Source organism: Prevotella sp. E15-22, from assembly GCF_023204875.1.
In the GTDB taxonomy this organism is placed as follows: domain Bacteria; phylum Bacteroidota; class Bacteroidia; order Bacteroidales; family Bacteroidaceae; genus Prevotella.
Genome location: NZ_CP096247.1, coordinates 2,137,670 through 2,161,813 on the forward strand (window position 1 = coordinate 2,137,670; position 24,144 = coordinate 2,161,813).

17 protein-coding genes are annotated in these 24,144 nt (G+C 47.2%); 10 read left to right on the forward strand and 7 right to left on the reverse strand.

Features of this window, described 5'->3' with window-relative positions; translation table 11 throughout:
* The first annotated feature begins 27 nt into the window (after window positions 1-27).
* Window positions 28-1,512: a RagB/SusD family nutrient uptake outer membrane protein gene (locus M1D30_RS08755; RefSeq protein WP_248503072.1), complete on the forward strand. Its 1,485-nt coding sequence runs from the start codon at window positions 28-30 to the stop codon at window positions 1,510-1,512.
* 171 nt (window positions 1,513-1,683) lie between these two features.
* On the forward strand, window positions 1,684-2,226 hold the full coding sequence (gene rbr / locus M1D30_RS08760; RefSeq protein ID WP_248503074.1) for a rubrerythrin: 543 nt from the start codon (window positions 1,684-1,686) through the stop codon (window positions 2,224-2,226).
* A gap of 58 nt (window positions 2,227-2,284) precedes the next feature.
* Here rbr and M1D30_RS08765 read toward each other — a convergent pair whose 3' ends face one another.
* The 6 genes from M1D30_RS08765 to M1D30_RS08790 all read right to left on the reverse strand — a co-directional run bounded on the left by M1D30_RS08765 (window position 2,285) and on the right by M1D30_RS08790 (window position 11,218).
* Window positions 2,285-4,030 carry a CBM35 domain-containing protein gene (locus M1D30_RS08765; protein ID WP_248503076.1) on the reverse strand — a complete coding sequence of 582 codons (1,746 nt, stop codon included), beginning with the start codon at window positions 4,028-4,030 and terminating at the stop codon, window positions 2,285-2,287.
* Window positions 4,031-4,075: 45 nt separating this feature from the next.
* On the reverse strand, window positions 4,076-5,128 hold the full coding sequence (locus M1D30_RS08770; protein ID WP_248503077.1) for a UDP-N-acetyl glucosamine 2-epimerase: 1,053 nt from the start codon (window positions 5,126-5,128) through the stop codon (window positions 4,076-4,078).
* A 7-nt stretch (window positions 5,129-5,135) separates the two neighbouring features.
* A complete protein-coding gene (locus M1D30_RS08775) occupies window positions 5,136-6,308 on the reverse strand; it encodes a M48 family metallopeptidase (protein ID WP_248503079.1) in 1,173 nt (390 codons plus the stop codon).
* Window positions 6,309-6,329: 21 nt separating this feature from the next.
* Entirely contained in the window at window positions 6,330-7,589 is a 1,260-nt protein-coding gene (locus tag M1D30_RS08780; RefSeq protein ID WP_248503081.1) for a tetratricopeptide repeat protein, read from the reverse strand.
* Between the two features lie 23 nt (window positions 7,590-7,612).
* Window positions 7,613-10,162, reverse strand: a complete 2,550-nt coding sequence (gyrA, locus tag M1D30_RS08785; protein ID WP_248507795.1) for a DNA gyrase subunit A — start codon at window positions 10,160-10,162, stop codon at window positions 7,613-7,615.
* A 237-nt stretch (window positions 10,163-10,399) separates the two neighbouring features.
* On the reverse strand, window positions 10,400-11,218 hold the full coding sequence (locus tag M1D30_RS08790; RefSeq protein WP_248503083.1) for a DUF5715 family protein: 819 nt from the start codon (window positions 11,216-11,218) through the stop codon (window positions 10,400-10,402).
* 342 nt (window positions 11,219-11,560) lie between these two features.
* Between M1D30_RS08790 and lysS the strand changes: the two genes are divergently transcribed.
* Together lysS and M1D30_RS08800 are read left to right on the forward strand one after the other, a co-directional pair.
* Complete coding sequence (gene lysS, locus M1D30_RS08795) at window positions 11,561-13,348, forward strand: lysine--tRNA ligase (RefSeq protein ID WP_248503085.1); 1,788 nt, start codon at window positions 11,561-11,563, stop codon at window positions 13,346-13,348.
* Complete coding sequence (locus M1D30_RS08800) at window positions 13,341-14,336, forward strand: NAD(P)H-dependent glycerol-3-phosphate dehydrogenase (RefSeq protein ID WP_248503087.1); 996 nt, start codon at window positions 13,341-13,343, stop codon at window positions 14,334-14,336. The genes lysS and M1D30_RS08800 overlap by 8 nt, the downstream gene beginning before the upstream one ends.
* Window positions 14,337-14,436: 100 nt before the next feature.
* Here M1D30_RS08800 and M1D30_RS08805 read toward each other — a convergent pair whose 3' ends face one another.
* Entirely contained in the window at window positions 14,437-15,687 is a 1,251-nt protein-coding gene (locus tag M1D30_RS08805; RefSeq protein ID WP_248503088.1) for a HAMP domain-containing sensor histidine kinase, read from the reverse strand.
* Between the two features lie 128 nt (window positions 15,688-15,815).
* On the opposite strand from M1D30_RS08805, the gene M1D30_RS08810 reads away from it, so the two are divergent.
* The 6 genes from M1D30_RS08810 (at window position 15,816) to M1D30_RS08835 (ending at window position 24,081) form a co-directional block, all read left to right on the forward strand.
* Window positions 15,816-17,297 carry a class I SAM-dependent RNA methyltransferase gene (locus M1D30_RS08810; protein ID WP_248503098.1) on the forward strand — a complete coding sequence of 494 codons (1,482 nt, stop codon included), beginning with the start codon at window positions 15,816-15,818 and terminating at the stop codon, window positions 17,295-17,297.
* The gene (locus M1D30_RS08815) at window positions 17,287-19,452 is read left to right on the forward strand and encodes a DPP IV N-terminal domain-containing protein (protein WP_371874063.1); all 2,166 of its coding nucleotides are present in this window, start codon (window positions 17,287-17,289) and stop codon (window positions 19,450-19,452) included. The genes M1D30_RS08810 and M1D30_RS08815 overlap by 11 nt, the downstream gene beginning before the upstream one ends.
* Window positions 19,453-19,536: 84 nt before the next feature.
* On the forward strand, window positions 19,537-21,291 hold the full coding sequence (locus tag M1D30_RS08820) for a tetratricopeptide repeat-containing sensor histidine kinase (protein ID WP_248503100.1): 1,755 nt from the start codon (window positions 19,537-19,539) through the stop codon (window positions 21,289-21,291).
* 77 nt (window positions 21,292-21,368) lie between these two features.
* Window positions 21,369-22,637: a phosphoribosylamine--glycine ligase gene (gene purD / locus M1D30_RS08825; protein WP_248503101.1), complete on the forward strand. Its 1,269-nt coding sequence runs from the start codon at window positions 21,369-21,371 to the stop codon at window positions 22,635-22,637.
* 36 nt (window positions 22,638-22,673) lie between these two features.
* The gene (locus M1D30_RS08830) at window positions 22,674-23,642 is read left to right on the forward strand and encodes a hypothetical protein (RefSeq protein WP_248503103.1); all 969 of its coding nucleotides are present in this window, start codon (window positions 22,674-22,676) and stop codon (window positions 23,640-23,642) included.
* Window positions 23,626-24,081 (forward strand): YqaA family protein, encoded by a 456-nt coding sequence (locus M1D30_RS08835; RefSeq protein WP_248503105.1) that lies wholly within the window; start codon window positions 23,626-23,628, stop codon window positions 24,079-24,081. Before M1D30_RS08830 ends, M1D30_RS08835 begins: the two co-directional genes overlap by 17 nt.
* Window positions 24,082-24,144: the final 63 nt, after the last annotated feature.

Sequence of the window (24,144 nt, forward strand, 5' to 3'; positions counted from 1 at the left end):
CACACTTAAATAAAGAAAACAACAGATATGAAGAATATAAAAAACTTGGTTATAGGACTGCTGATTGTGACTGGGTTCAGCGCATGTAGCAGTGACTATCTGGACACCGAAGATCATGAGTATCTGGACAGCGATGCTGCCGGCGTTGCTGCAGGCCACAACCCCGACGTATTCCTGAACGGCATGTGGTCGTTCATGGTTGACACATATAACGGCAGCCACGACTCATTCAACTATATGGCCAGTCTTCATGCCATGGACCTGATGGGCGAAGACATCGTCATGGCTGGCAGCACATATTTTATCTATGACTACCAGCACGACAACCGCATGTGGGACTACCGCAGAGTAAACGTCTACTGGGGAACATTCTACACGCTGATTTCTAAAGCCAATGAGATTATCAGCCTCTACCCCAACGGTGCCACTACCGATGGTGAGAAAGCATTGCTTGGTCAGGCCAAAGCCATCCGCGGCTATTCATACTCATGCCTGATTCAGCTGTTCCGTAACTATATGAATGCCGATGGCACCATCAACATGGAACAGAAGGGTCTGCCCATTCTGCTGACCGAAGCTGATGGTTTATCTAGTTCAGAACTGGAAGCCTTAAAAGGCGTAAACACTGTAAAGGCTGTTTTTGAGCAGGCAAGAAAAGACTTGGAAGAGGGTGCACAGTTGCTGGAAGAAGCAAATTACGAGCGTGCTAACAAAGACTACATCGATGCTAACGTTGCCAATGGTCTGCTTGCCAGATTCTATCTGACCGCGCAGATGTGGGACAAAGCTGCCCAGGCTGCCAATAAGGCCCGCAATGGTTATCAGCCCATGGATAAGGATGAACTGATGGATGGTTTCTACAACATCAAGAACAACGAGTGGATGTGGGGCTTTGACCACTCAACCGAGACATCTACTGTTTACGCATCATACTTCTCAATGATTTCTAATCTTGCTCCTGGCTATGCCGGTCTTGGTTACGCTCCAAAACTGATTGACGCCAGACTTTACAGTAAGATTCCCGCTGACGACTATCGCAAATCTCATTTCAATGGTCCCGAAGGCGACCCCACACAACCCACTGCTGCTGCTCAGCGTCCTTATGCTAACGTAAAGTTTGGCAACGACGGTAACTGGACTATGGACTATGTGTATATGCGTGCTGCCGAGATGTATCTCATCGAGGCCGAGGCACTGGTACGTCAGGGTAAGGCTACCGAAGCTGCAGCTGTTCTTAAGGAATTGATGGTTTATCGTCAGCCCAGCTGGAACAAGACCACTGTTACCCTGGACGACGTTCTGCTCCAGCGTCGTATCGAACTTTGGGGCGAGGGCTTCAGCTACTTCGACTTGAAGCGTAACAATCTGGGGATTGACCGTACTTACGAGGGTAGCAACCACATGACAAAGATTGCGGTTCCCGCTCAGGACGTACGCTGGACCTACCAGATTCCGCAGACCGAGTTCAACGAGAACAAGTTGCTGAATGTTAATGAGGACCAGAACCCATAACAAGTGAATAGCTAAGAAAAAACTATTTCAAAACACTTATAAAGAGATGTACCACATTAGCTGGTACATCTTTTTTTATGCCATACACTTGTTGTTTTCAAAACTTTTTCGTATCTTTGCCAAAGAAAGGAGAAGTTAACCCATTTTATAACTAAACAAACGCTTACAACAATGAAAGAACTGAAAGGAACAAAAACAGAGAAGAACCTGCAAGAGGCTTTCGCAGGCGAAAGTCAGGCACGCAACAAGTACACATACTTTGCTTCTAAAGCCAAGAAGGATGGCTATGTGCAGATTAGTAACATCTTCCTAGAGACTGCTGCTAACGAGAAAGAACATGCTGAAATCTGGTTTAAATACCTGAATGGTGGCAAGATTAGCGACACCATGGCTAACCTTGAAGATGCTGCCAACGGCGAGAACTTCGAGTGGACAGACATGTATGCTCGCATGGCTGAGGAGGCTGAAGAAGAGGGCTTCAAGGAGATTGCAGCCAAGTTCAGAATGGTGGCCAAGATCGAGAAGGAACACGAGGAGCGCTATCGTAAGCTGCTGGATAACGTTAAGAAGGAATGTGTATTCTCGAAGGATGGCGACGTTATCTGGCAATGCTCTAACTGTGGCCACATCATCATCGGTAAGAAAGCCCCAGAGATTTGTCCTGTTTGCGACCATCCAAAGGCTTACTTCCAGGTTAAAGCAGAGAATTATTAAGCAATAAAAAAGCTACGAGGGGAATCCTTCGTAGCTTTTTATTATTATCGTATCACAACTATTTATTTATAACTTTCTTGTTGTCAGTAACAATAATACCCTTGTCCTTGAAATGGGCTTTTTTGCCAGAAAGAGTATAGTGTTTAGAAGAGCTATTCATATGATTGACAGATGGATTCAACACATTATTAGGTTTGCTAACAAGAGTCAGTTTCATGCAGTCAATATCGGGCATCCAACTAGAGTTATTATACAATCGCACTGTATTCTCACCTGCCTCCAAGTTAATCTTAATAGTTTTCTTACCCACCTTACTATAACTACCTGAGTTCAGAGTGTAAGAACCGACCCTCGTACCATTCACCTCGACAGTCACACTGCGACTCTCGCCCGTCTGATAGTACAAGTCCATAGAGTACTCTCCCCCATCTAGGCTATAAACATTGCGCCACTGCAGGTCATTCTTGGCACCATTGCCCAGCCAACCAGCCTTCATACCACCAGAGCAGTTGTTATCACTAGAGTAAGTAGCAGTACCACCACCTGCGATTTCCTGATAGCTCGTCATATAGGCCGTCTCAGCCTCATAAAGTGTACGTTCCAAACGCTGCTCGCCCACCAGGGTATAGATGCGTGTACCATGAGCAGGAACGTTCACTGTGAAAGCCTGCTCGGCATCAGCGATATCAGTTTTCTCAAAACAGTCGTGCATCTTGATGACGCCGCCCAACTCGATATCAGAAAAATCAATGGAAATATCCTGTGCTTCGTCAGTAGAGTTATAGAATGCCACTGCACGCTTCAGACCATATTTCTGCTCCAAGTCCTTCACCAGCACATAGCAACCACCACTGCGTTTAGCCACATAAGCCTGTAGATAAAGCGTGTCTTGGTTCAGAGCAATTAGATCAGCGTTCGTTAGCAGCTTAGTTGTCTTATTGCTCAACGACAACTTGGTCATATCACATCCAATGAGTAGCGGACTAGACATGATACACCACATACCAAAGTGCGTCTTGTCTTCCTCTGTGGTAAGTCCTCTTCCCACCTCCAGCATGTCCATATCGTTGTAACTACCGTTGATACAGTAGGCCGAAAGATAGAGATTCTCCTCAATGATGTTTCTAACGGATTCCCAGCTGGCATTGATATCACCCGAGATACGCCAAGAAGTACTCACCTCACTAGCCCAAGTGCCAGGATAGGCCCATCGACAAATATTAAAGCGCACATCAGTTCGACCAGTATTCTGGATAGCCTGAGAAATGGCGGTATAACGCTCCTGCTCATCAAGTTTCAAGCGATCTTCGTTATGAATAGGATCACCACCACAGAAATCCACCTTAATAAAGTCGAATCCCAACTCTTTAAAGAAGTAATTTGCATCCTGTTCATCGTGCTGATAGAGGCCAGTATTCTTGCCCGTTGTATCACCATTATGATAGCTGCCACATGTATTGTATCCAGCATCACTATAGATGCCAGCTTTCAGGCCCTTACTATGAATATGGTCCACCACCGGCTTCAGACCGTTGGGGAAGCGCGTTTTATTGATGAGCAACTGACCAGTTTGACTATCACGTCCACCCTGAAAGCCGTCGTCAATATTAACATACTGATAACCAGCGCTCTTAAATCTGCTCGACATGGCATTCGCCTGATTTTTAATAAGCGATTCAGAGATGTTACAATAGTAGGTGTTCCACGAACTCCAGCCCATCGTAGGACCTTTTGGAGAGGTCTGCGCCTGGGCAGCCTGCGTTAGCATGGCCAAGGCCAATGCAGAAAATAGTTTTAGTTTCATTGTTATTATTTTTAATTGATTCAGTTTCGTAGTATTACAGATGCCCTAGCCTAGCAATATCTTTACGATACGCTCGGCCGTACGGCCATCCCAACGATCGGGCAATGCACACTTCTTCCACCTGCCCTGCAGCAAGTCATCCAGTGCCTCAGACAGTTTCTGTGCATCGCCATCCACCAACACATTAGAGCCCACGCTCACGGTCTCCTGATGCTCCGTATAGCTATTCAGCGTGATACATGGCACACCATTAAACGTAGCCTCCTCGGCCACATTACCACTATCAGTGATGATACCCTTAGCATTGGCCGTTAGCCAGCCAAATTCCAGATAGTCGAGTGAAGGAATCGTATGGATAGGTAATTGGAACGACGAGACAAGCTCCAAGGCATGACCGCGAAGTGGAGCGATGACAGGCATATTACCAACAGCCTTGACAAGCGCTTCAAGAAGCATACGCAGATGCTCCTTATCGGCTAGCAACACCTTTCTGTTTAGCGTCAACACCAAATATTCGCCAGTCTTCACATCAAGCTTTGGCTGACGCAGACGCTGATGGTTAAAGCGCAGCGTATCCATCAGGATATTACCCACCATATAAGTATTCGAGCCCTCAGCCTGTTCACGCGTAGCCACACTGTTGCTCTTGATGCCAGCCGTGAAAAGATAGTCAGAGAGAGCGTCGATGACCAAACGGTTCACCTCCTTGGGCATATTCATATCAAACGAGCGCGTACCAGCCACCAAATGCGCCAGTTTCACGCCACGTTTCTTGGTAACGATGGCAGCCGCCATTGTTGAAGCCAGATCGTCAACCACAATGACCACATCGGCCGGATGCTCATCAAGATAAGTATCGAAACAAGCCATGACCATGCTTGTAATCTCGTTCAGACGTGTGCTGTCCACCCCAAAGAACACCGATGGACGAGGCATCTGAAGATCATCAAACAACGACGCCTCGAGCGTGGGGTCATCCTCACGGCCCGTATACACCAGTTCATATTCTACGCCCTCAGTCGCTTCAATAGCACGAATCAGTGGGGCAACCTTCACAAAATTCGGGCGAGCGCCCGCAACGATACATATTCTTTTCATAGCAGATTTATTTCTTATTAAGCAGTTTGTCTATCTCGTCAAACTGTTTTCCCATATTCAAATTCAAATAAATACGATAAAGCACTGGTGCCCATTTATTTTTCTCATCAGGCATCAGCTTTCGATACGTCTCCAGATAAGGAAGCGCCTTCTGATAAGCCTGACGCATCTGTTTCTTGTCACGCTTCTCTTCGTGCGTACCAGCTATGTTAACATATGCCGACCCAGCATTAAAGTAAGGCTCAGCCATATTGGGATTCATCCTTATGAGTCTGTCACTATATTCTATACTCTCAGCATATCGCTCCATACGAAGCAATGTGGTGGACTTGGCAAAAAGGAACAACTCGCTCGAATCGTTAACAGCCAATGCACTGTCGGCCAGAGCAAGCGCCCTATCAAACTGTCCTTTGTTGGTATATACATCCATCAGGCGAGGGAAGAAATAATGGAACAAGGGATAGTGCTTGAAGCCCTCCTGAAGGGTTGAAAGATACAGCTCATCATCCTTCAGCCACTTACGAGCTTCCGATATGAAGAGCAATGTAAAGTCCATCTTGGTTGTATCTGCAAGTGCCATTCTGCTGTAACGAAGCGTCAGTACAGGGTCGTTCAACTTATAACCACAGTAGGTGGCCCAATATGCAGCCTCGGGCATTTTCGTATCCAGAGAATCATAGTGATAAGCAGAGAACAGAGGCTGACGGGCGCAGTCGATATATGCCTGATAATAATCATAAGCCTCGCTCCACTTTCCTTTTCGTAGCAAGAACGAGCCACCCCCAAACAGATTTGGACGATAACCATTCTGTTGTTCTGCATGACTCTTTCTGTATTCTGGTGCCAGACTATCCAATGTCTCAGCTATTGAGAGCATCAGTCTGACGTTATGAAAGAATGTAGTTGTATCGTAGTTTTGTTTTAAATATAATTTCTCGTTGCCCTGCTCGTATTTTCCACGCACGGCATCGTAATAGGCCAGCCAAATGCGCTTATTCGCACGGTTGGTCGAATCTTTTAAGAGGTTTGTTAGCGTCCTCTCCGCATCGTCGTATCTGCCGCTCTTGATAGAAGACCGTGCCTGACTCAGCTCTTGACGAACCTTTTTCGCATTCGTCTGAGCCATCAGGCACGGTGTTGTCATCAATAAGAGAAGCAAAGTCGCAATGAGTTGCTTCATTCTATCGTTTCAAAGATCTTTTTATTTTCCAGCGTTCACCAGTTTCTCCATCTCATCACTCTTGGCCTTATCACCAATTGAGTAATAGATCTGATAAAGAGGATATGCCCAGTTCACCTTCTCACGGTCAGGATCCAGTTCCTTGGCGCGCTCCAAGAACTCTCTTGCATCATGCAGGATAGCCTTCACCTTGTCAGCATTAGCTTTGGTAAGTCCACCAGTGTTCTTATCGGCCAACTTATCCTTCAGGTCAATAGCCTTACCGTTAAGACATACACCAGCATTGAACACACACTGAATGAAGGTTGGGTCAATCTCGAGAGCCTTCTTATAAGCCTCTACAGCGGGATCCCAGTCACGAGCGTTCATCAAAGCCTCGCCACGCAGAGCCCATGCCATCTTATTCTCAGCGTTGATAGCAATCTCCTCGTCGGCCCAATCGCTCAAAGCCTTCATGTCGTTAGCGCGAGTGTAGTACTCCATCAGCAGGTTGAAGTAGCGCTCCTCCTCAGGATTCTCCTTGTGAAGGTTCTTCACCATAGCCACGTAAGCCAATGAGTCTTCCTTGGTCTTCATGGTCTCCTTCTTAGAGAAGAGCATGATCTCGTTAGCCTCGGCAGCCTTCTTGGGATCCTGAGCAGCCATTGTTGCAAACTTCTCGGCGTTAGCGAAGTCCTTCTTCTGATAAGCAACCAGACCTGCATAGTAAGCAATCTCAGAACGGTACTGGTCCTGAGCAACGTCAGATACAGCAGCCAGACCAGTGAAGAGGTCGGATGCAGGACTTTCCAGATAGAGCGCCCACTTAGCCAAAGCGCCATCCAGGTTCTTGTGGTTATAGTCGTACAAACCAGCGTTAATCAGGTTCAAACGAACGTTCTGCATACGCTGTTGGTTAGCCTGGCGGAAGCGAATCTTCACCTTACCCTTCTCGTTGGGCAGTACGTCATACTTATCACACTCAACAGCAGCCTTCAAAGCTTCATAGCAAGCCGTGTTCATGGCCAGTGTATCGAAGGGAACAGCTTTCTGGTTCATCTGGTTCTGCACGTTCTCGTTCTGGATAGTTGAGAACTTCTCAAACTGGATGTCAGTCATCAGATTCCATGCAGCAGCCTTGTCGAGGGTCTCGCTTGATGTAAGCGCAGGCGTCAACATCTGAGCAGCAGCATCAAAATCCTTCTTGGTTAAGAGTTTCTTGGCCTCTTTTACCACAGTTTCTTGTGCAAAGGCAGTGGTGGCAGCAGCTGCCATCAAGGCCATCATCATTACTTTTTTCATGTTTTTATAAGTTAGTTAAACAATTATTCGTTTGTATTACCATCCTCAAGATTCTCCTGAGCCTCAGCATTCTCTTCGTCCAGTTCTTCCTCGGTGGCTTTCTGCACCTTGCAGACACTGGCGATAGTATCATTCTTCTTGGTAAGGTTAATCAAGCGGACGCCCTGAGTAGCACGACCCATGACACGCACCTCGCTCACGTTCAGGCGAATCAGGATACCACTCTTATTGATAATCATCAGATCGTTCTCGTCGGTCACCACCTTGATAGCCACCAGACGGCCAGTCTTCTCAGTGATGGCAAGCGTCTTCACACCCTTGGTACCACGGTTAGTGATACGATAGTCCTCGATATCCGAACGCTTACCATAACCGTTCTCGCTGACCACCATGATGGTCTCGGTCTGAGGATCGTTCACGCATACCATGCCTACCACCTCGTCGTCGCCGCCATCCAGACGCATACCAATCACACCAGTTGACACACGGCCCATGGTGCGAACAGCATCCTCGTTGAAGCGAACGGCACGTCCGTTGCGATTAGCCAGCAGGATCTCATTATGACCATTGGTCAGACGTACGCCTACCACCTCGTCGCCTTCGTTGATATTGATGGCACGTACACCAGCGGCACGCACATTTCTATAGTCATACAGACAGGTCTTTTTGATGATACCCTGCTTAGTGGCAAACATCACGTAGTGTGACTTCAGGAACTCCTCATCGTTGAAGTTCTTAATACGCAGCACGGCGTTGATAGCGTCGTCAGGCTCAATGTTCAGCAGGTTCTGGATGGCACGACCCTTTGAGTTGCGGTCGCCCTCAGGAATCTCGTAACATTTCTGCCAGTAGCAGCGTCCCTTCTGCGTGAAGAACAACAGCGTGTTGTGCATCGTAGCAGGATAGATATACTCTGTAAAGTCGTTATCGCGATGACGAGCGCCCTTGGCACCCAATCCGCCACGGCTCTGAGCATGGAAGTCGCTCAGCGGTGTGCGCTTGATATAGCCCATATGACTGATGGTGATCACCACAGGATCATCGGGATAGAAGTCCTCGGCATTGAACTCGTGGTCGAAGGGGATAATCTCCGTCTTACGCTCGTCGCCATACTTCTCCTTCACCTCCAAGAGATCTTCCTTCATCACCTCCTTACAACGCTCAGGGTTGTTCAGGATTTCCTCCAGATCGGCAATGAGTTTCATCAAATCGTCGTACTCCTGATGCAGCTGATCAACACGCAGGCCGGTCAACTGACTCAGACGCATGTCGACGATTGCCTTCGACTGAAGCTCGTCCAAATCGAAGCGCTTCTCCAGGTTACGCTGAGCATCGGTAGGTGTGGCCGACTGACGGATGATATGAACCACCTCGTCGATATTGTTCACAGCAATAATCAAGCCCTCCAGGATGTGAGCACGCTCCTGAGCCTTCTTCAAATCGAACTTAGTGCGACGGATGGTCACCTCGTGGCGATGCTCAATGAAGTAGCGGATGCACTCACGCAGGCTGAGCAGCTTTGGACGCATTTTGCCATGCGTGCCAGGGATGGGCACCAAAGCAATATTGTTCACAGAGAACGAGCTCTGCAGAGCTGTCATCTTGAACAACTTATTCAGAATCACATTGGCATTGGCATCGCGCTTCACGTCGACCACGATACGCATACCCTGACGACCAGATTCATCATTCACATTTGAGATACCCTCAATCTTATGCTGTGAAGCCAAGTCGGCAATGTAAGCCACCAAGTCGGCCTTGTTCACGCCGTAAGGAATCTCGGTCACAACAATCTTATCATGGGTCTCGCCGCTTTCAATCTCGGCCTTGGCACGCATCACAATACGGCCACGACCTGTCTCATAGGCATCCTTTACGCCCTGCAGACCATAGATATAAGCACCTGTGGGGAAGTCTGGACCAGGAATATACTGCATCAAGCCCTCACAGTCGATCTCAGGATTATCAATAAAGGCGCAGCAACCGTCGATCACCTCACCCAGGTTGTGGGTAGGCATGTTCGTTGCCATACCTACGGCAATACCGTTACCACCATTCACCAGCAGGTTGGGCACCTTCGTAGGCATCACGCTGGGCTCCAGCAACGTATTGTCGAAGTTGGGATCCATGTCCACAGTATCCTTCTCGAGGTCGTCCATGATATGCTCACCCATTTTTGACAGGCGGCACTCAGTGTAACGCATGGCGGCAGGAGAGTCACCATCCACTGAGCCGAAGTTACCCTGACCATCAACCAGCATGTAGCGCATGTTCCATTCCTGACCCATACGCACCAGGGCACCATATACTGACGAGTCGCCGTGGGGGTGATACTTACCAAGCACCTCACCTACGACACGGGCACATTTCTTGTGTGGTTTATCACTGGTATTACCGATACCCATCATACCGTAAAGAATACGGCGATGTACGGGTTTAAATCCATCACGAACATCAGGAAGGGCACGAGCCACAATAACGGACATCGAATAGTCGATGTACGAAGACTTCATCTCTTCCTCAATGTTAATCTTTAAAATTCTGTCGTTGTCAATCGTCTGATCCACTTTTATCTAATTTTATAATTTCTGATTCTTAATGCTAAATTCTGCTAGGCAGAAAACTGATAAAATTGCGCTGAAGGCCATTTTTAAGCCCGCTGACGCATTTTTGCCATTTATTTCAGCGCACAAAGATACAAAAAAAAACTATAGAAAAAAAGTAAAAAGGTAAAAAAGAAAGGAATTCCTATCCATTTTTCACTTTTTTACCTTTTTACCTTTTTTACTTTCTTGTCTTTTCACCTTTTTTCACCTTACGGTCATGTGGAAGCAGCCCTGTTTCACCTCGTATTTTACATAGCATCTGTTCTGCTGTCTCATATCGTTGAGCACCTCACTCAGGATATATTTTAGCGAGTCGTTGCGCACTTGTCGGCGGCTGGGCCCATCTGGATCTTCCACAGTCTTATAGCGGTTATAACAGATGTCGATGGTTGTTCCGTACAGATGACAGGAATTCTCTGTAGCATTGCCATTATGGCGACGCAACTTGACCACATCGTCCTGCGTGCGCAGTACACTGGTAACAATGAAACGATGCAATGGAACGCCCTTCACCTGAAGACTATCAAAGAAGGCCTGACCTATATCCTGCAGCAGTATGGCCGCACGCGGCGTCAGATAAGGAATACTACTGTACAGGGGGTCAATATAATAATATGGTGAACAGTCTATATAAACCAGTTCATTCTTTCTCAACTCAGCATCCCTACGGTTCTTCACAGGCTTCACACCCCAGCGGTTGGCGGCAGTCAACTGCACATCGTTATTATCAGGGAAGGCATTCTTGTAGCTGGGCACACTCTTAATTCGATGAAAGCGCTCACCATCGGCCACATAGCGCGTAGCCTCGGCTGGCACCACCTCAACAGGTTCTGCTTCAATAGGTTCCGTCTCAACAGGCTCCACCTCAACAGACGCAGCCTCAACTGCTATACTATCCAAAACCTCGGCCGTCTCAGACTTTTGTGTACTGATATCAGGAAAGGCGCAACGCACCAATGCCAGCACGATGACCACGATGCCAAAAGCCTCTACAAACCGATGTTTGCGTAATTCTTTATCCATACCTTCATTTTTCACCGTGCAAAGTTACGAAAAAACGAGTGAAACACAAAAGGAAAAACAACATATTTCACAATACTCTTCCAGTACCAATCCAGTACCAAAGTTTGGTACGCACAGTACCAAGGCTTGGTAGCCTCCGTACCAAGCCTTGGTAGCCACACTACCAAGCGTTGGTAGTCAGGCTACCAAACGTTGGTAGTCACGATACCAAAATTCGGTAGTATAGATACCTCCCATCGGTAGTCCACTTGAAAGAAATGAAAGAAAAACAAGTTTTCCTTTTGCATTTCACTCATTTATTCGTAACTTTGCACCCAAATAGGAAATATTCGAATATAAGATATGAACATACTTGAACTGAGTGAACAAGAAATTCTTCGTCGACAGTCGCTCGACGAGTTGCGCAAGATGGGCATTAACCCCTACCCTGCTGCAGAGTATCCCGTAAATGCATGGAGCACAGATATTATTGAGAACTTCGAGGATCTGCCCGTCATTGGAAAAGACGAGGAAGGCAACGATGTGCGCGAGACAGCTACACCAGAGAACAGTCGTATGGTGAGCATCGCAGGTCGTATCATGAGCAAGAGCATCATGGGTAAGGCCGCCTTTGCCAAGTTGCAGGACTCTAAGGGTCGTATTCAGGTTTATGTGCAGCGTGACTCTATCTGTCCTGACGAGAACAAGGACCTCTATAACATTGTTTTCAAGAAGCTTCTTGACCTGGGCGACTTCATTGGTGTGAAGGGTTATGTGTTCCGTACAAAGACTGGCGAGATCAGTGTTCATGTGATGGAACTGACAGTTTTGAGCAAGAGTTTGAAGCCACTGCCTGTGGTTAAGACCGACGCCGACGGCAAGGTATACGATGCCTTCGACGATCCTGAGTTGCGCTATCGTCAGCGCTATGTCGACCTGGTAGTTAATGCCGGCGTAAAAGAAACATTCCTAAAGCGTGCCACCATCATCCGTACCATGCGTCGTATTCTTGACAACGCTGGCTATACTGAGGTTGACACACCTATCCTTCAGAATATTGCTGGTGGTGCATCGGCCCGTCCGTTCATCACCCACTTCAATGCCCTGAACCAGGACATGTATATGCGTATTGCCACAGAACTCTATCTGAAGCGCCTTATCGTTGGCGGCTTCGAGGGCGTTTACGAGATGGGCAAGAACTTCCGAAACGAGGGCATGGACAAGACCCACAACCCTGAGTTCACCTGCATGGAGCTCTACGTGAGCTACAAGGACCTACTGTGGGGTATGACCTTCACAGAGAAGATGCTTGAGGAGATCTGCACAGCCGTAAACGGTAAGCCTGAGGTTGAGATTGATGGCAAGGTTATCTCGTTCAAGGCGCCATTCCGTCGTCTGCCCATCCTTGATGCCATCAAGGAGAAGACTGGTTTCGACTGCGACGGCAAGAGCGAGGACGAGATTCGCGCATTCTGCAAGTCGAAGGGCATGGACGTTGACGAGACCATGGGTAAGGGTAAGCTTATCGACGAACTCTTTGGTGAGTTCTGCGAGGGCACCTTCATCCAGCCTACATTCATCACTGACTATCCCGTTGAGATGTCACCTCTTACCAAGATGCACCGTTCTAAGCCAGGCCTCACAGAGCGTTTCGAGCTGATGGTTAATGGTAAGGAGCTGGCCAATGCATATTCTGAGCTCAACGATCCAATCGATCAGGAGGAGCGCTTCATCGAGCAGATGAAGCTTGCTGACAAGGGTGATGACGAGGCTATGATTATCGATCACGACTTCCTGCGTGCTCTGCAGTATGGCATGCCTCCCACCTTTGGTATTGGTATTGGTATCGACCGCCTGGTGATGCTGCTTACAGGTAAGTTCGCCATTGGCGAGGTGATGCTGTTCCCACAGATGAAGCCTGAGAAGAAAGCTCCTCAGAGCAGTATTCAGGAATGGGCAGCCATCGGCGTGCCCGAGGACTGGGCATACGTGTTGCGCAAAGCCGGCTTCTATCTCATCCAGGATATCAAGGACGAGAAAGCTCAGGGCCTGCAACAGAAGATTGGCGAAATCAACAAGAAATTCAAGCTCGGTTACGAGAAACCTTCGCTGGACGAGGTTCAGAGCTGGATAGACAAGGCAAATGTATAATTGTGGTAAGATAGCGATAATTGGCGGAGGCTCGTGGGCCACAGCCATTGCCAAGATCGTGGTGCAGCACACGCACCATATTGGATGGTATATGCGTCGCGACGACCAGATCGAAGACTTCAAGCGACTGACCCACAACCCCAGTTATCTGACCAGTGTCCACTTCAACATCAAGGAGATTGACTTCAACAGCGATCTCAACAAGATTGTCGAGGCCTACGACACACTTGTATTTGTGGTGCCTTCACCCTACCTCAAGAATCACCTTCGCAAACTGAAGGTAAGACTAAAGGATAAATTCATTGTGACGGCCATCAAGGGTATCGTACCAGACGAGAACCTGATTTGTACGGAATACTTCCATCAGGTGTTCGACGTGCCCCACGACAACCTGGCGTGCATTGGTGGTCCCAGTCATGCCGAGGAAGTGGCACTGGAGCGTCTGAGTTATCTGACTGTGGGATGCTCTGACATGGAGAAGGCACAGTCGTTTGCCGATATCCTGAACAGTCAGTTCATCAAGACCAAGACATCGACAGACGTTATAGGCATTGAGTATTCATCTGTATTGAAAAATGTCTATGCTATCGCAGCTGGCATCTGTAACGGTTTGAAGTTTGGCGACAACTTCCAGGCTGTGCTCATTGCGAATGCCGTACAGGAGATGGCACGCTTCCTGAACACCGTCCACCCTATAGAGCGCAATGTCTACGACAGCGTTTATCTGGGCGACCTGCTGGTAACGGGCTATTCAAACTTCTCGCGCAACCGTGTCTTTGGAACAATGATTGGCAAGGGCTACAGCGTGAAGTCGGCACAGATGGAAATGGAGATGATTGCCGAGGGCTACTTCGGCACCAAATGTATGAAGGAAATCAATCGCCACTGGCATGTAAATATGCCTATCCTCGATGCCGTATATAATATATTGTACGAGCGCATAGCACCACAGATTGAGATTAAGCTGCTCACAGACTCGTTCAGATAATGAACACGTGAGACAAGAATAGCAAAAACGTGCGCCATAGTAGTTATATCACTATGGCGCACGTTTAGCATATAATGGCATAATGCCTAATACATTATTATTAAATGGGGATGGACACTCTGAATACTGAACCCTCGCCCAACTTTGAGTCGACAGTTATCTCACCACCCAAGCTATAGGCCATCACACGACAGATGCTGAGACCAAGTCCTGCGCCAGGCACAAACTCGTCAACCTTAAAGAAACGTTCGAAGATGCGCTCCAGATTCTCTTCTGCAATACCCTTTCCTGTATCGCGAACCCAAATCACAACACGCCCATCCTGCGGCTGGTCATACCCCACCTCAATGATGCCTTGCGTGGTAAACTTCGTAGCGTTAGAGACGAGATGTTTGGCAATGGTGCTCAAGCGAATCATATCCGTGGTAATCGTAAGACTTTCCTGAGCGAAGCTCTGCTTCATTTCGACATTCGGATTAACCTTCGATGCGAAATAGTTCATGACCTCAATCAACAAATTGTTCAGGTCGAAGGTGGTCATCACAAGTTGCTCCTGACCAGACTCAATCTTTGAGATACTCACCACATCGTCAACAATACGCAACAGTTTCTGGGTATTCTCGTTAACCAAATCGAGCAAGCCCTGACGTTCAGCATCATCTGTAATATCGGGCAGCAAGCTAGTGAAGCCTACAATCGCATTCAATGGCGTACGTATCTCATGACTCATATTGGCAATAAAGGCCGTTTTCAGCCGGTCACTCTCCTCCGCACGATTACGAGCCTGCACCAACGCCTCTTCCATCGCCTTACGGTCATCTATGCGCATGGTAGTTCCAATAATCTTTGTTGGCTTACCATCGGCATTACGATCAGCCACCGTAGCATAGCTCTCTTCCCAATACACAGAATTGTCGTATGGCACCTTGACGCGATACATCTCATGGTATGACGAACGGCGTCCCTCGCAGAGGTCAATCAGAGCTTGATTCACACGATCGGCATCACGAGAATCAAGAGCCATGATCGTCTCTTGAAAAGTCATACCATCAGCATTCGAGAAATATTTATTACCCTTCTCTCTGAAATCCTGCTCAAACGTTAATTGGCCCGTCGTAGTGTCAAGATGCCAGATAGACAAGCGCATCACGCCTAACACAAATTCATACTCAACATTGTGTTTCTCTAAAGATTTTAGTAAGTTAAGCTCAGACTTTATTTGTTTTGCATGACGCACCTGCATCCGAAGAAAAAAGATGAGCGCTACCATCACAAGGCCCATCAGGACGAAAGGCATCACTTCGAACTGTTGAACTTCAAGCAATATATTGGCAGCAGGTATTAGTAGCATGTTAATCAATCCTTTAGGTGTTCGTTGTTGCAAAATTACAAATTATTTCCGAAACGCAAAAATAAATCGAAATTAATTTTGTCCGCCCCTCATTTTTTAGTAAATTTGCAGACGAAATCAAATAGAAAATGGAAAACGAATTCGAACTCATCGCCAAAACGTTCATGGGACTGGAACCTGTGCTGGCGAAAGAACTGACCCAATTAGGGGCGAACAATGTACAAATTGGTAGACGCATGGTGTCGTTTACGGGCGACAAGGAAATGATGTATCGTGCAAACTTTTCTCTTCACACGGCCATCAAGATTTTAAAGCCCATCCACCGCTTTAAGGCTCAGAGTGCCGACGACGTCTACGAAGAAATCATGAAAATCGACTGGAGCGAATACTTAGACAACGACCGCACTTTCTCTGTTGACTCTGTGGTATTCTCTGAGGAATTCCGCCACTCAAAGTTTGTAAGCTATAAGGTTAAAGACGCTATCGTAGACCAGTTCCGCGAGAAAACAGGCAAACGCCCCAACATCTCTGTGGCCAATCCTGATTTGCGTCTGCACATTCATATTGCCGACGTGGCTCCTGGCAAGAGTGAGTGCACGCTCTGCCTCGATTCAAGTGGTGAGTCACTGCATCGCCGCGGCTACCGTCAGGAAAGTGTCGAAGCACCCCTGAACGAAGTTTTGGCTGCTGGTATGATTCTGATGACAGGTTGGCAGGGAGAGACCGATTTTATTGATCCCATGTGTGGCTCTGGCACCCTACTCGTAGAGGCTGCCCTCATCGCCCGCAACATGGCTCCAGGTCTGTTCCGCAAGGAATATGCTTTCGAAAAATGGCCTGACTTTGACGCAGACCTTTTCGACAAAATCTACAACGACGACTCGAAGGAACGTGAGTTCAAGCACCATATCTACGGCTACGATATCGATATGAAGGCTGTGAACACGGCTCGTCTGAATGCCAAAGCTGCAGGACTGACTGCCGACATCACTGTCGAGCAGCAGGACTTCAAGGACTTCTCACAGCCTAAGGAAAAGAGCATCCTCGTATGTAATCCTCCTTACGGCGAGCGCATCTCAACACCCGACCTGCTGGGTACCTATCGTATGATTGGTGAGAGACTGAAGCATCAGTTCTTAAACAATGATGCATGGATCCTGTCGTACCGTGAAGAGTGCTTCGAGCAGATTGGTCTGAAACCAAGTATCAAGATTCCTGTATACAATGGTTCTCTGGAATGCGAGTTCCGCAAGTACCAGATCTTTGACGGAAAGCTGAAGACCTTCCGTAGCGAGGGCGGCACCGTAAAGACTGAAGAGGAAAAGCGCCAGATGGCCGAGAAGCACCGTTTCAAGAAAAACCGCGAGTTTAAGCAGCGATTGGACGAACAGGAGGAGAATGAAGATAGCGACATTCGCTCGTTCACCTTCCATCGTCACGAACTAAGTTCAAGAGATCGCGACTTCAAGGAAACCAGAGGTCCAAGAAGATCCAAAGACTCAAGAGGACCACAAAGAGACCGAGGCGACCGCGAGCGTTTTGACCGTAAGGGTGGCAAAGGATTCAAAGGCAGCAAACGAAACAACCGATTCAACAACGATGAAGATTAATTTCAATAACAAATGGACGCGCGCAGTCGCGTCCATCCTTCTTTTTTCTACTACATCTATGATGTCTGCACAGAAACAGTTTACCCTCGAAGACCTGAATTTTGGTGGCACCAACTATCACAACCTGCAGCCAGAGAACATGTGGCTCACATGGTGGGGCGACCAACTCATTCAGACCGATGTGGAGGAATGTTATGCCATTGATGTCAAGACAGGCAAGAAGAGTCTGCTCTTCACACTCGACCAGATAAACAAGTGGGCAAAGAGTGACGATGTGAAGCAAGTGCGCCACCTGATGAATGCCACATTCCCCTATGCAGACAAGTCGCTTGTGCAGGTAGGCAACAAGCATGCTGTTCTGCTTATTGACTTCAAGAAGCATCAGATAATATGGCAAGACAGTGTTTCTGGACAAACAGCCAACGACTGGAATGCAGCATCGAAAGCGACGGCCTATGTTCAGGACCATCAACTGTTTGTTGCCGATGTTCAGAATCGCACACAGCAGCTGACTACGGATGGCTCACGAGAGATTGTCTATGGACAGAGCGTACATCGCAACGAGTTTGGCATTGAGAAGGGTACATTCTGGAGTCCCAACGGTCAGTGCCTGGCCTTCTATCGCATGGATCAGAGCATGGTGACGGATTACCCACAGGTAGACATTTTCCCACGTTCAGCCAGTTATGAGCCTGACAAATATCCTATGGCCGGCATGACTTCGCACAAGGTTACTGTGGGAGTCTATGATCTGAACACCAACAAGACCATCTATCTGAAGGCAGGCGACCCCACAGACCGCTACTTCACCAATATCGCATGGAGTCCTGATTCTAAGACCATCTATATGTTTGAGTTGAACCGAGAGCAGAACGACTGCCGACTGGTGAGCTACGATGCTGCTACAGGCGAGAAGATTGGTGAATTGTATCGTGAAACCAGCACGAAGTATGTGGAGCCACTACACCCCATTGTGTTTCTACCTTGGGACAACAGTCTGTTCTTGATGCAAAGTCAGAAGGATGGTTACAACCACCTGTATATATATAATATAAAAGGTGAATGTGTTAAGCAACTGACGAAAGGTGCATGGGTTGTAATGGAAGTACTTGGTTTCAACAAGAAGAACAAATCTGTTATCATTGCATCAAACGAATGTCATCCTCTGCAGCGCAACCACTATGCCGTTGACACCAAGACTGGCAAGCGCACGCTGTTGGACAACGGTAAGGGTGTTCACTACGCCACACTCTCAGGAAACGGAACACTGCTCTACGACAAATACACAGAACCTGACGTACCACGAACCATTGATGTGGTAAACATCCAAACAAAGAAGAACATCCGACTGCTATCGTCTAAGAATCCCTGGGACGGTTTCGTGATTCCCCAATACGAAAGCGGAAGTATCAAGGCTGCCGACGGCGTAACTGACTTGTATTGGCGCATGGTGAAGCCTGCCGATTTTGATCCAAACAAGAAATACCCCACCGTGGTTTATGTCTATGGTGGCCCACACGCCCATAACGTAGAAGCCTCATGGCACTGGGCCAGTCGCTCGTGGGAGACATACATGGCTCAGAAGGGTTATATTCTCTTTATTCTCGACAACCGCGGATCAGAGAACCGTGGACGTGACTTTGAGCAGGCCACGTTCCACCAACTTGGACAAATTGAGATGCAGGATCAGATGAAGGGAGTTGACTATCTGCGCACCCTACCCTATGTCGACATGAACAGACTGGGCGTGCATGGCTGGTCGTTCGGTGGCTTTATGACAATCTCACTGATAACCAACTACCCCGATGTGTTTAAAGTGGGCGTAGCCGGTGGTCCTGTTATCGACTGGAAATGGTACGAGGTGATGTACGGCGAACGCTATATGGGTACACCACAGAACAATCCTGAAGGCTATGCGAAAGTCAGTCTGATAAACAAAGCAAAAGATTTAAAAGGAAAGTTACAGATTATTACTGGATATAACGACAACACCGTTGTGCCACAACATTGCTTGTCGTTCCTCGACGCATGCATCAAAGCAGGCACACAACCAGACTTCTTTGCATATCCTGGAGAAGAGCACAACATGCGTGGCCACGCCAGCGTGCACCTGCACGAGCGTATCACCCAGTATTTCGAGGATTATCTCAAGTAAAAAAAATGCGCAAACCCTTGGTCGTTAAAAATTTATTGCTTATATTTGCAGTCGATTACTAACCAAAACATAACTAAAACGCCAATGGATGTTAAACGTTGGGGGTTAAGCGTTATCTTAACTCTGGGTACGCTTTTGACCGCAGAAGCCAGGGACTGCAGGAACGACGAGACATTTCATGCTCTTCGCGACTCTATGAGTCGTGCCTTTAACACAGGTGACAGTGCGCATTTCTTCAGTGCTATAAAAAATCTGGAAGATTATCTTCTTTCTCAGGACGATCTACACAATTATTACACCCAACGGTGTAATGAGATTGTATTCCTGATGAACAGACAGAAGATCTGGGAAGCCTACAAGGCAGCCAGACAATTGTCAAAGGAATTGCGCGAACGCGGACTAGACAAAGAGATGTATATGGCCATCAACATGATGGGACATATCTATCGCTATTGCGGAAACTTCGACGCTGCCAAGAAAGCATTTCGCGAGGTCATCGCGCTCATGGAGAAGTACGGCTACTATGAAAGTATGCCTCCAATCTACATGAACATTGTTAATGTAGAAATGGGCGACGACCCTATAGAAGCTATTGAAATGCTAAACAGAGCTTCTGAGATCGCAAAGAAATATTCGCCAGAGAGAGTGTTTGATATTGAGACGAGACGCGTATTAAGCTACTATAACCTGGGAGATACGGAGAAATTCGAGGAAGGTTATAAATACTACAAGGAAGGTGTTAAGAATGGTCTTTCCTCTGTTCATGGCCGAACCATTGAGATTTATCATGAAGCCTATCTTGGCAATATAGACAAAGCCATAGAGATGGCTCGCGCAGAGATGGGTGAGCAAGGCACCGATATTATCACCAATCTCTACAAGAATGCAGGCATGTGGAAAGAGGCCTATGAGTCGCTCAGAAAGGAAAAGGCCAGCGATGACTCCATTAACAACGTCATCCTGAGCAACAACATGCAGGGTATTCAGGACGAGATTCGTATCTTTGAGATGGAACGCGAATCGGCGAAGAACAGAATGATTGGAATGTCAGCAGTCATCGTGCTGCTTTTGTTGCTGATTGGAGCACTTACCTATATTGTTATCAGCCGACGTCGTCACGAACGCCAACTCAAAGAGGCTTACGAGCACGCATTGGAGTCTGACAACATGAAGACGGCCTTTATACGCAATATAAACCATGAGGTGAGGACACCATTAAACATCATCTCAGGTTTTGCACAGGTTATCTCAGACCCCAATATTGACTTGAGTGTCGAGGAGCGACAGAACATCTCGCAGATGGTTCTCAAAAACACGAATTTGATTACCAGTCAATTTGACGAGATGATTGAATTATCGCTCAACGAGAACAGCGGCGAGGCCGTAAAGACCGAGGATTTGGATGTGACACAAGCACTGGCAGACATCATCAACGAGCATAAAGAAAAGGTGAGCAACGGAGTGGACCTTCATCTGCACAGCATGCTGCCAGAAGGCTTCACCACACAGATTAACAAGAAGATGCTATACCGCATGGTGAACATTCTGCTGGACAATGCTATCAAAAATACCACTTCTGGCTATATCATTGTTAAAGCCGACGCTGATGACAAGCACTTAAAGATAACCGTTGAGGATACAGGCTGCGGCATTGCGCCAGAGGAGGCTGATCGTATCTTTGAACGTTTTGTGAAGCTGGACAAGTTTAAAGAAGGACTCGGATTAGGATTAACCCTCTGCAAGATGCTCGCTCATCGCATTGGCGGAGACGTTGTCCTTGACACGACCTATGCAGGTCCTGGCGCCCGATTCGTAATTTCACTTTCCAAACAACATTAAAATCGTTATTGTTTTCTTTGCAATGACAAAAAATATGTTTACCTTTGCAGACAAATTTTGAAATCAATTGTAAAGAGATGAAGATTTTACTGTTGGGAAGCGGCGGCCGCGAGCACGCCTTGGCTTGGAAAATTGCTCAAAGTGAGCGAGTGGAGAAACTGTTTATCGCCCCTGGTAATGCAGGAACCGCAGACTGCGGAGAGAACGTAAACATGAAGGCCGACGATTTTGAGGCCATCAAGCAGTTTGCCGTAGAGAAAGGTATCAACATGATTGTTGTTGGTCCTGAGGACCCATTGGTAAAAGGCATCTACGACAATCTCAAAGCCGACGAAAGAACGAAGAACATCCCTGTGATTGGTCCATCAAAAACTGGTGCCGTACTCGAAGGTTCAAAGGACTTTGCCAAAGGATTCATGCAGCGCCACAACATCCCAACAGCGCGCTATGCCACATTCGACGGTGAGCATCTCGCAGAAGGTCTGGCTTTCTTGGAAACATTAGAGGCACCTTATGTTCTTAAGGCAGACGGTTTGTGTGCTGGTAAGGGCGTATTGATTCTGTCCACACTCGACGAGGCTAAAAAGGAATTGAAAGACATGCTGGGTGGCATGTTCGGCAATGCGTCAAGTCGCGTCGTTATCGAGGAATTTCTGAGCGGTATCGAATGCTCCGTCTTTGTTCTGACAGATGGTGATCATTATAAGATTCTTCCCGAGGCCAAGGACTACAAGCGTATTGGCGAAGGTGACACAGGCCTGAATACTGGCGGCATGGGTAGCGTTTCACCAGTTCCGTTCGCCACAAAAGAATGGATGAAGAAGGTGGAAGACCGCATTATCCGTCCAACGGTTGAGGGGCTTAAAGCAGAAAGCATCGATTACAAAGGATTCATCTTCTTCGGACTCATCAATGTCAAAGGCGAACCCATGGTCATCGAGTACAACTGCCGCATGGGAGATCCTGAGACAGAAAGCGTGATGCTGCGCCTGAAGAGTGATTTAGTTGACTTACTGGAAGGTGTTGCTGAAGGCAATCTGGATCAGCGTGCCATCGAATATGACGAACGGGCAGCTGTATGTGTCATGCTGGTAAGCGGTGGCTATCCTCAGGAATATAAGAAAGGCTACCCCATCAGTGGTATTGACCAAGTTGAGGGTTCTGTTGTATTCCATGCAGGTACAACCATGAAAGACGGTCAGGTTGTAACGAACGGTGGACGCGTCATTGCAGTTTCGTCTTATGGAAAAGACAAGGAAGAAGCTTTAAAGAAGTCGTTCACTGAGGCTCAGAAGATTAAGTTTACCGATCAGTATTTCCGTCGCGACATCGGTGCCGACTTATAATTCACATTAAAAGGGATTAGTATACATATTACCACCTTGGAAAAGCGCCTACAGAACCGTGTTGCTGAAAGTATACTGACAATCTATGTCTGTTCCATCTATGGTCTGATTACATGGATCATGGCAGGACTTTTCTCATCTCATCTTTGGTGGCAACTGGCATGCTTTGTTGCCACCAACTATTTGATGATAGAAATGAACAAGAGTCTCATCCTACTACGTATTAGAAGTTGGATGATCACTTCAACATTCATCATGATTGCGGCATGTTGCGGATTCAATTACGCTTCAACAGAGGCAGGCGTCATTGGTCTGTGCGTAGCTTTTTCGTTTTTCATGATATTTCTCTGCTACCAGACACCCGATGATGTGGGGAAGACTTACAATGCATATCTTTCCATAGGAATAGCGAGTCTATTCTTTATTCAAGTCATATACTTCATCCCTTTGATATGGCTCCTGTCTGTATACATGCTACAATCGCTAAACTGGCGCACGTGGCTCACCTCCATACTCGGTGCCATCACACCATACTGGCTGGCCCTACCCTTTTACCTGTACAGACAAGACTACGATGGCATCATCAGGCATTTCGAGCCATTGAGACAGTTACCCGAAACCAACATCGCTCTGTCGCCAATACAGACTATTGTATTCGTACTTATCGCGGCACTTGCTATAGCTGGAGCCATCAACTTCTGGAGACGAAGTTATGAAGAGCGCATCCGAACACGCCAAATATATGCATTTCTTCAGTGGATCGGGCTGGCAGTGGGCATTTTCATCCTACTGCAGCCTCAGCACTACGACATACTTATACGTGTCATGATTATCTGTGCGTGTCCCTTTATCGCCCATTTCTTCACTTTTACAAAAACAAAAGTCACCAATTACCTCTTCATCGGTATCGTCATATTGGTTATACTGCTTTCAATAGTTAGCACCAACACATCACTGTTAGAATTAAGTAATCAAACGATAGTCAACTATGGATGGGGTTATTGAACTACTCACCGGCTATGGCTATTGGGGCATGCTTCTTGCCGCTTTTCTTGCAGGAAGTGTGTTTCCATTCTCGAGCGAAACGGTCATGCTCATTCTGTTAGGGTCAGGATTGGATGGCTGGCAATTAGTTGTCTATGGCTCCATCGGCAACACCTTAGGCTCAGTTTTCAACTATTTTGTTGGACGACAAGGAAAGATTGAGTGGATTGAGAGTTTCCTCAAAATAAAGAAACAAAATATGGAACGCGCCCAGCGATTTATGGCTGGGCGTGGCGCCTGGATGGGATTCTTTGCTTTCCTTCCTATCTTGGGAAGTGCCATCACGGTAATCCTTGGATTAACACGAGCTAACTTGCTCATATCTTTTGTCAGTATCGCCATCGGCAAATTTCTTCGCTACTGGCTACTCGTCTATGGGACAGGATGGCTCTTTTGTTAATTAATGTAGAGTAGTAGAAATTTCTTATTTCTTGGCTTTCAATTCTCAATTATAATTGTTACC

Bases quoted from the DNA above. Each gene is read 5' to 3' on its own strand.
- M1D30_RS08755 (WP_248503072.1), top strand. From the start codon at position 28: ATGAAGAATATAAAAAACTTGGTTATAGGACTGCTGATTGTGACTGGG.
- rbr (WP_248503074.1), top strand. From the start codon at position 1,684: ATGAAAGAACTGAAAGGAACAAAAACAGAGAAGAACCTGCAAGAGGCT.
- M1D30_RS08765 (WP_248503076.1), bottom strand. From the start codon at position 4,030: ATGAAACTAAAACTATTTTCTGCATTGGCCTTGGCCATGCTAACGCAG.
- M1D30_RS08770 (WP_248503077.1), bottom strand. From the start codon at position 5,128: ATGAAAAGAATATGTATCGTTGCGGGCGCTCGCCCGAATTTTGTGAAG.
- M1D30_RS08775 (WP_248503079.1), bottom strand. From the start codon at position 6,308: ATGAAGCAACTCATTGCGACTTTGCTTCTCTTATTGATGACAACACCG.
- M1D30_RS08780 (WP_248503081.1), bottom strand. From the start codon at position 7,589: ATGAAAAAAGTAATGATGATGGCCTTGATGGCAGCTGCTGCCACCACT.
- M1D30_RS08790 (WP_248503083.1), bottom strand. From the start codon at position 11,218: ATGGATAAAGAATTACGCAAACATCGGTTTGTAGAGGCTTTTGGCATC.
- lysS (WP_248503085.1), top strand. From the start codon at position 11,561: ATGAACATACTTGAACTGAGTGAACAAGAAATTCTTCGTCGACAGTCG.
- M1D30_RS08800 (WP_248503087.1), top strand. From the start codon at position 13,341: ATGTATAATTGTGGTAAGATAGCGATAATTGGCGGAGGCTCGTGGGCC.
- M1D30_RS08805 (WP_248503088.1), bottom strand. From the start codon at position 15,687: ATGCTACTAATACCTGCTGCCAATATATTGCTTGAAGTTCAACAGTTC.
- M1D30_RS08810 (WP_248503098.1), top strand. From the start codon at position 15,816: ATGGAAAACGAATTCGAACTCATCGCCAAAACGTTCATGGGACTGGAA.
- M1D30_RS08815 (WP_371874063.1), top strand. From the start codon at position 17,287: ATGAAGATTAATTTCAATAACAAATGGACGCGCGCAGTCGCGTCCATC.
- M1D30_RS08820 (WP_248503100.1), top strand. From the start codon at position 19,537: ATGGATGTTAAACGTTGGGGGTTAAGCGTTATCTTAACTCTGGGTACG.
- purD (WP_248503101.1), top strand. From the start codon at position 21,369: ATGAAGATTTTACTGTTGGGAAGCGGCGGCCGCGAGCACGCCTTGGCT.
- M1D30_RS08835 (WP_248503105.1), top strand. From the start codon at position 23,626: ATGGATGGGGTTATTGAACTACTCACCGGCTATGGCTATTGGGGCATG.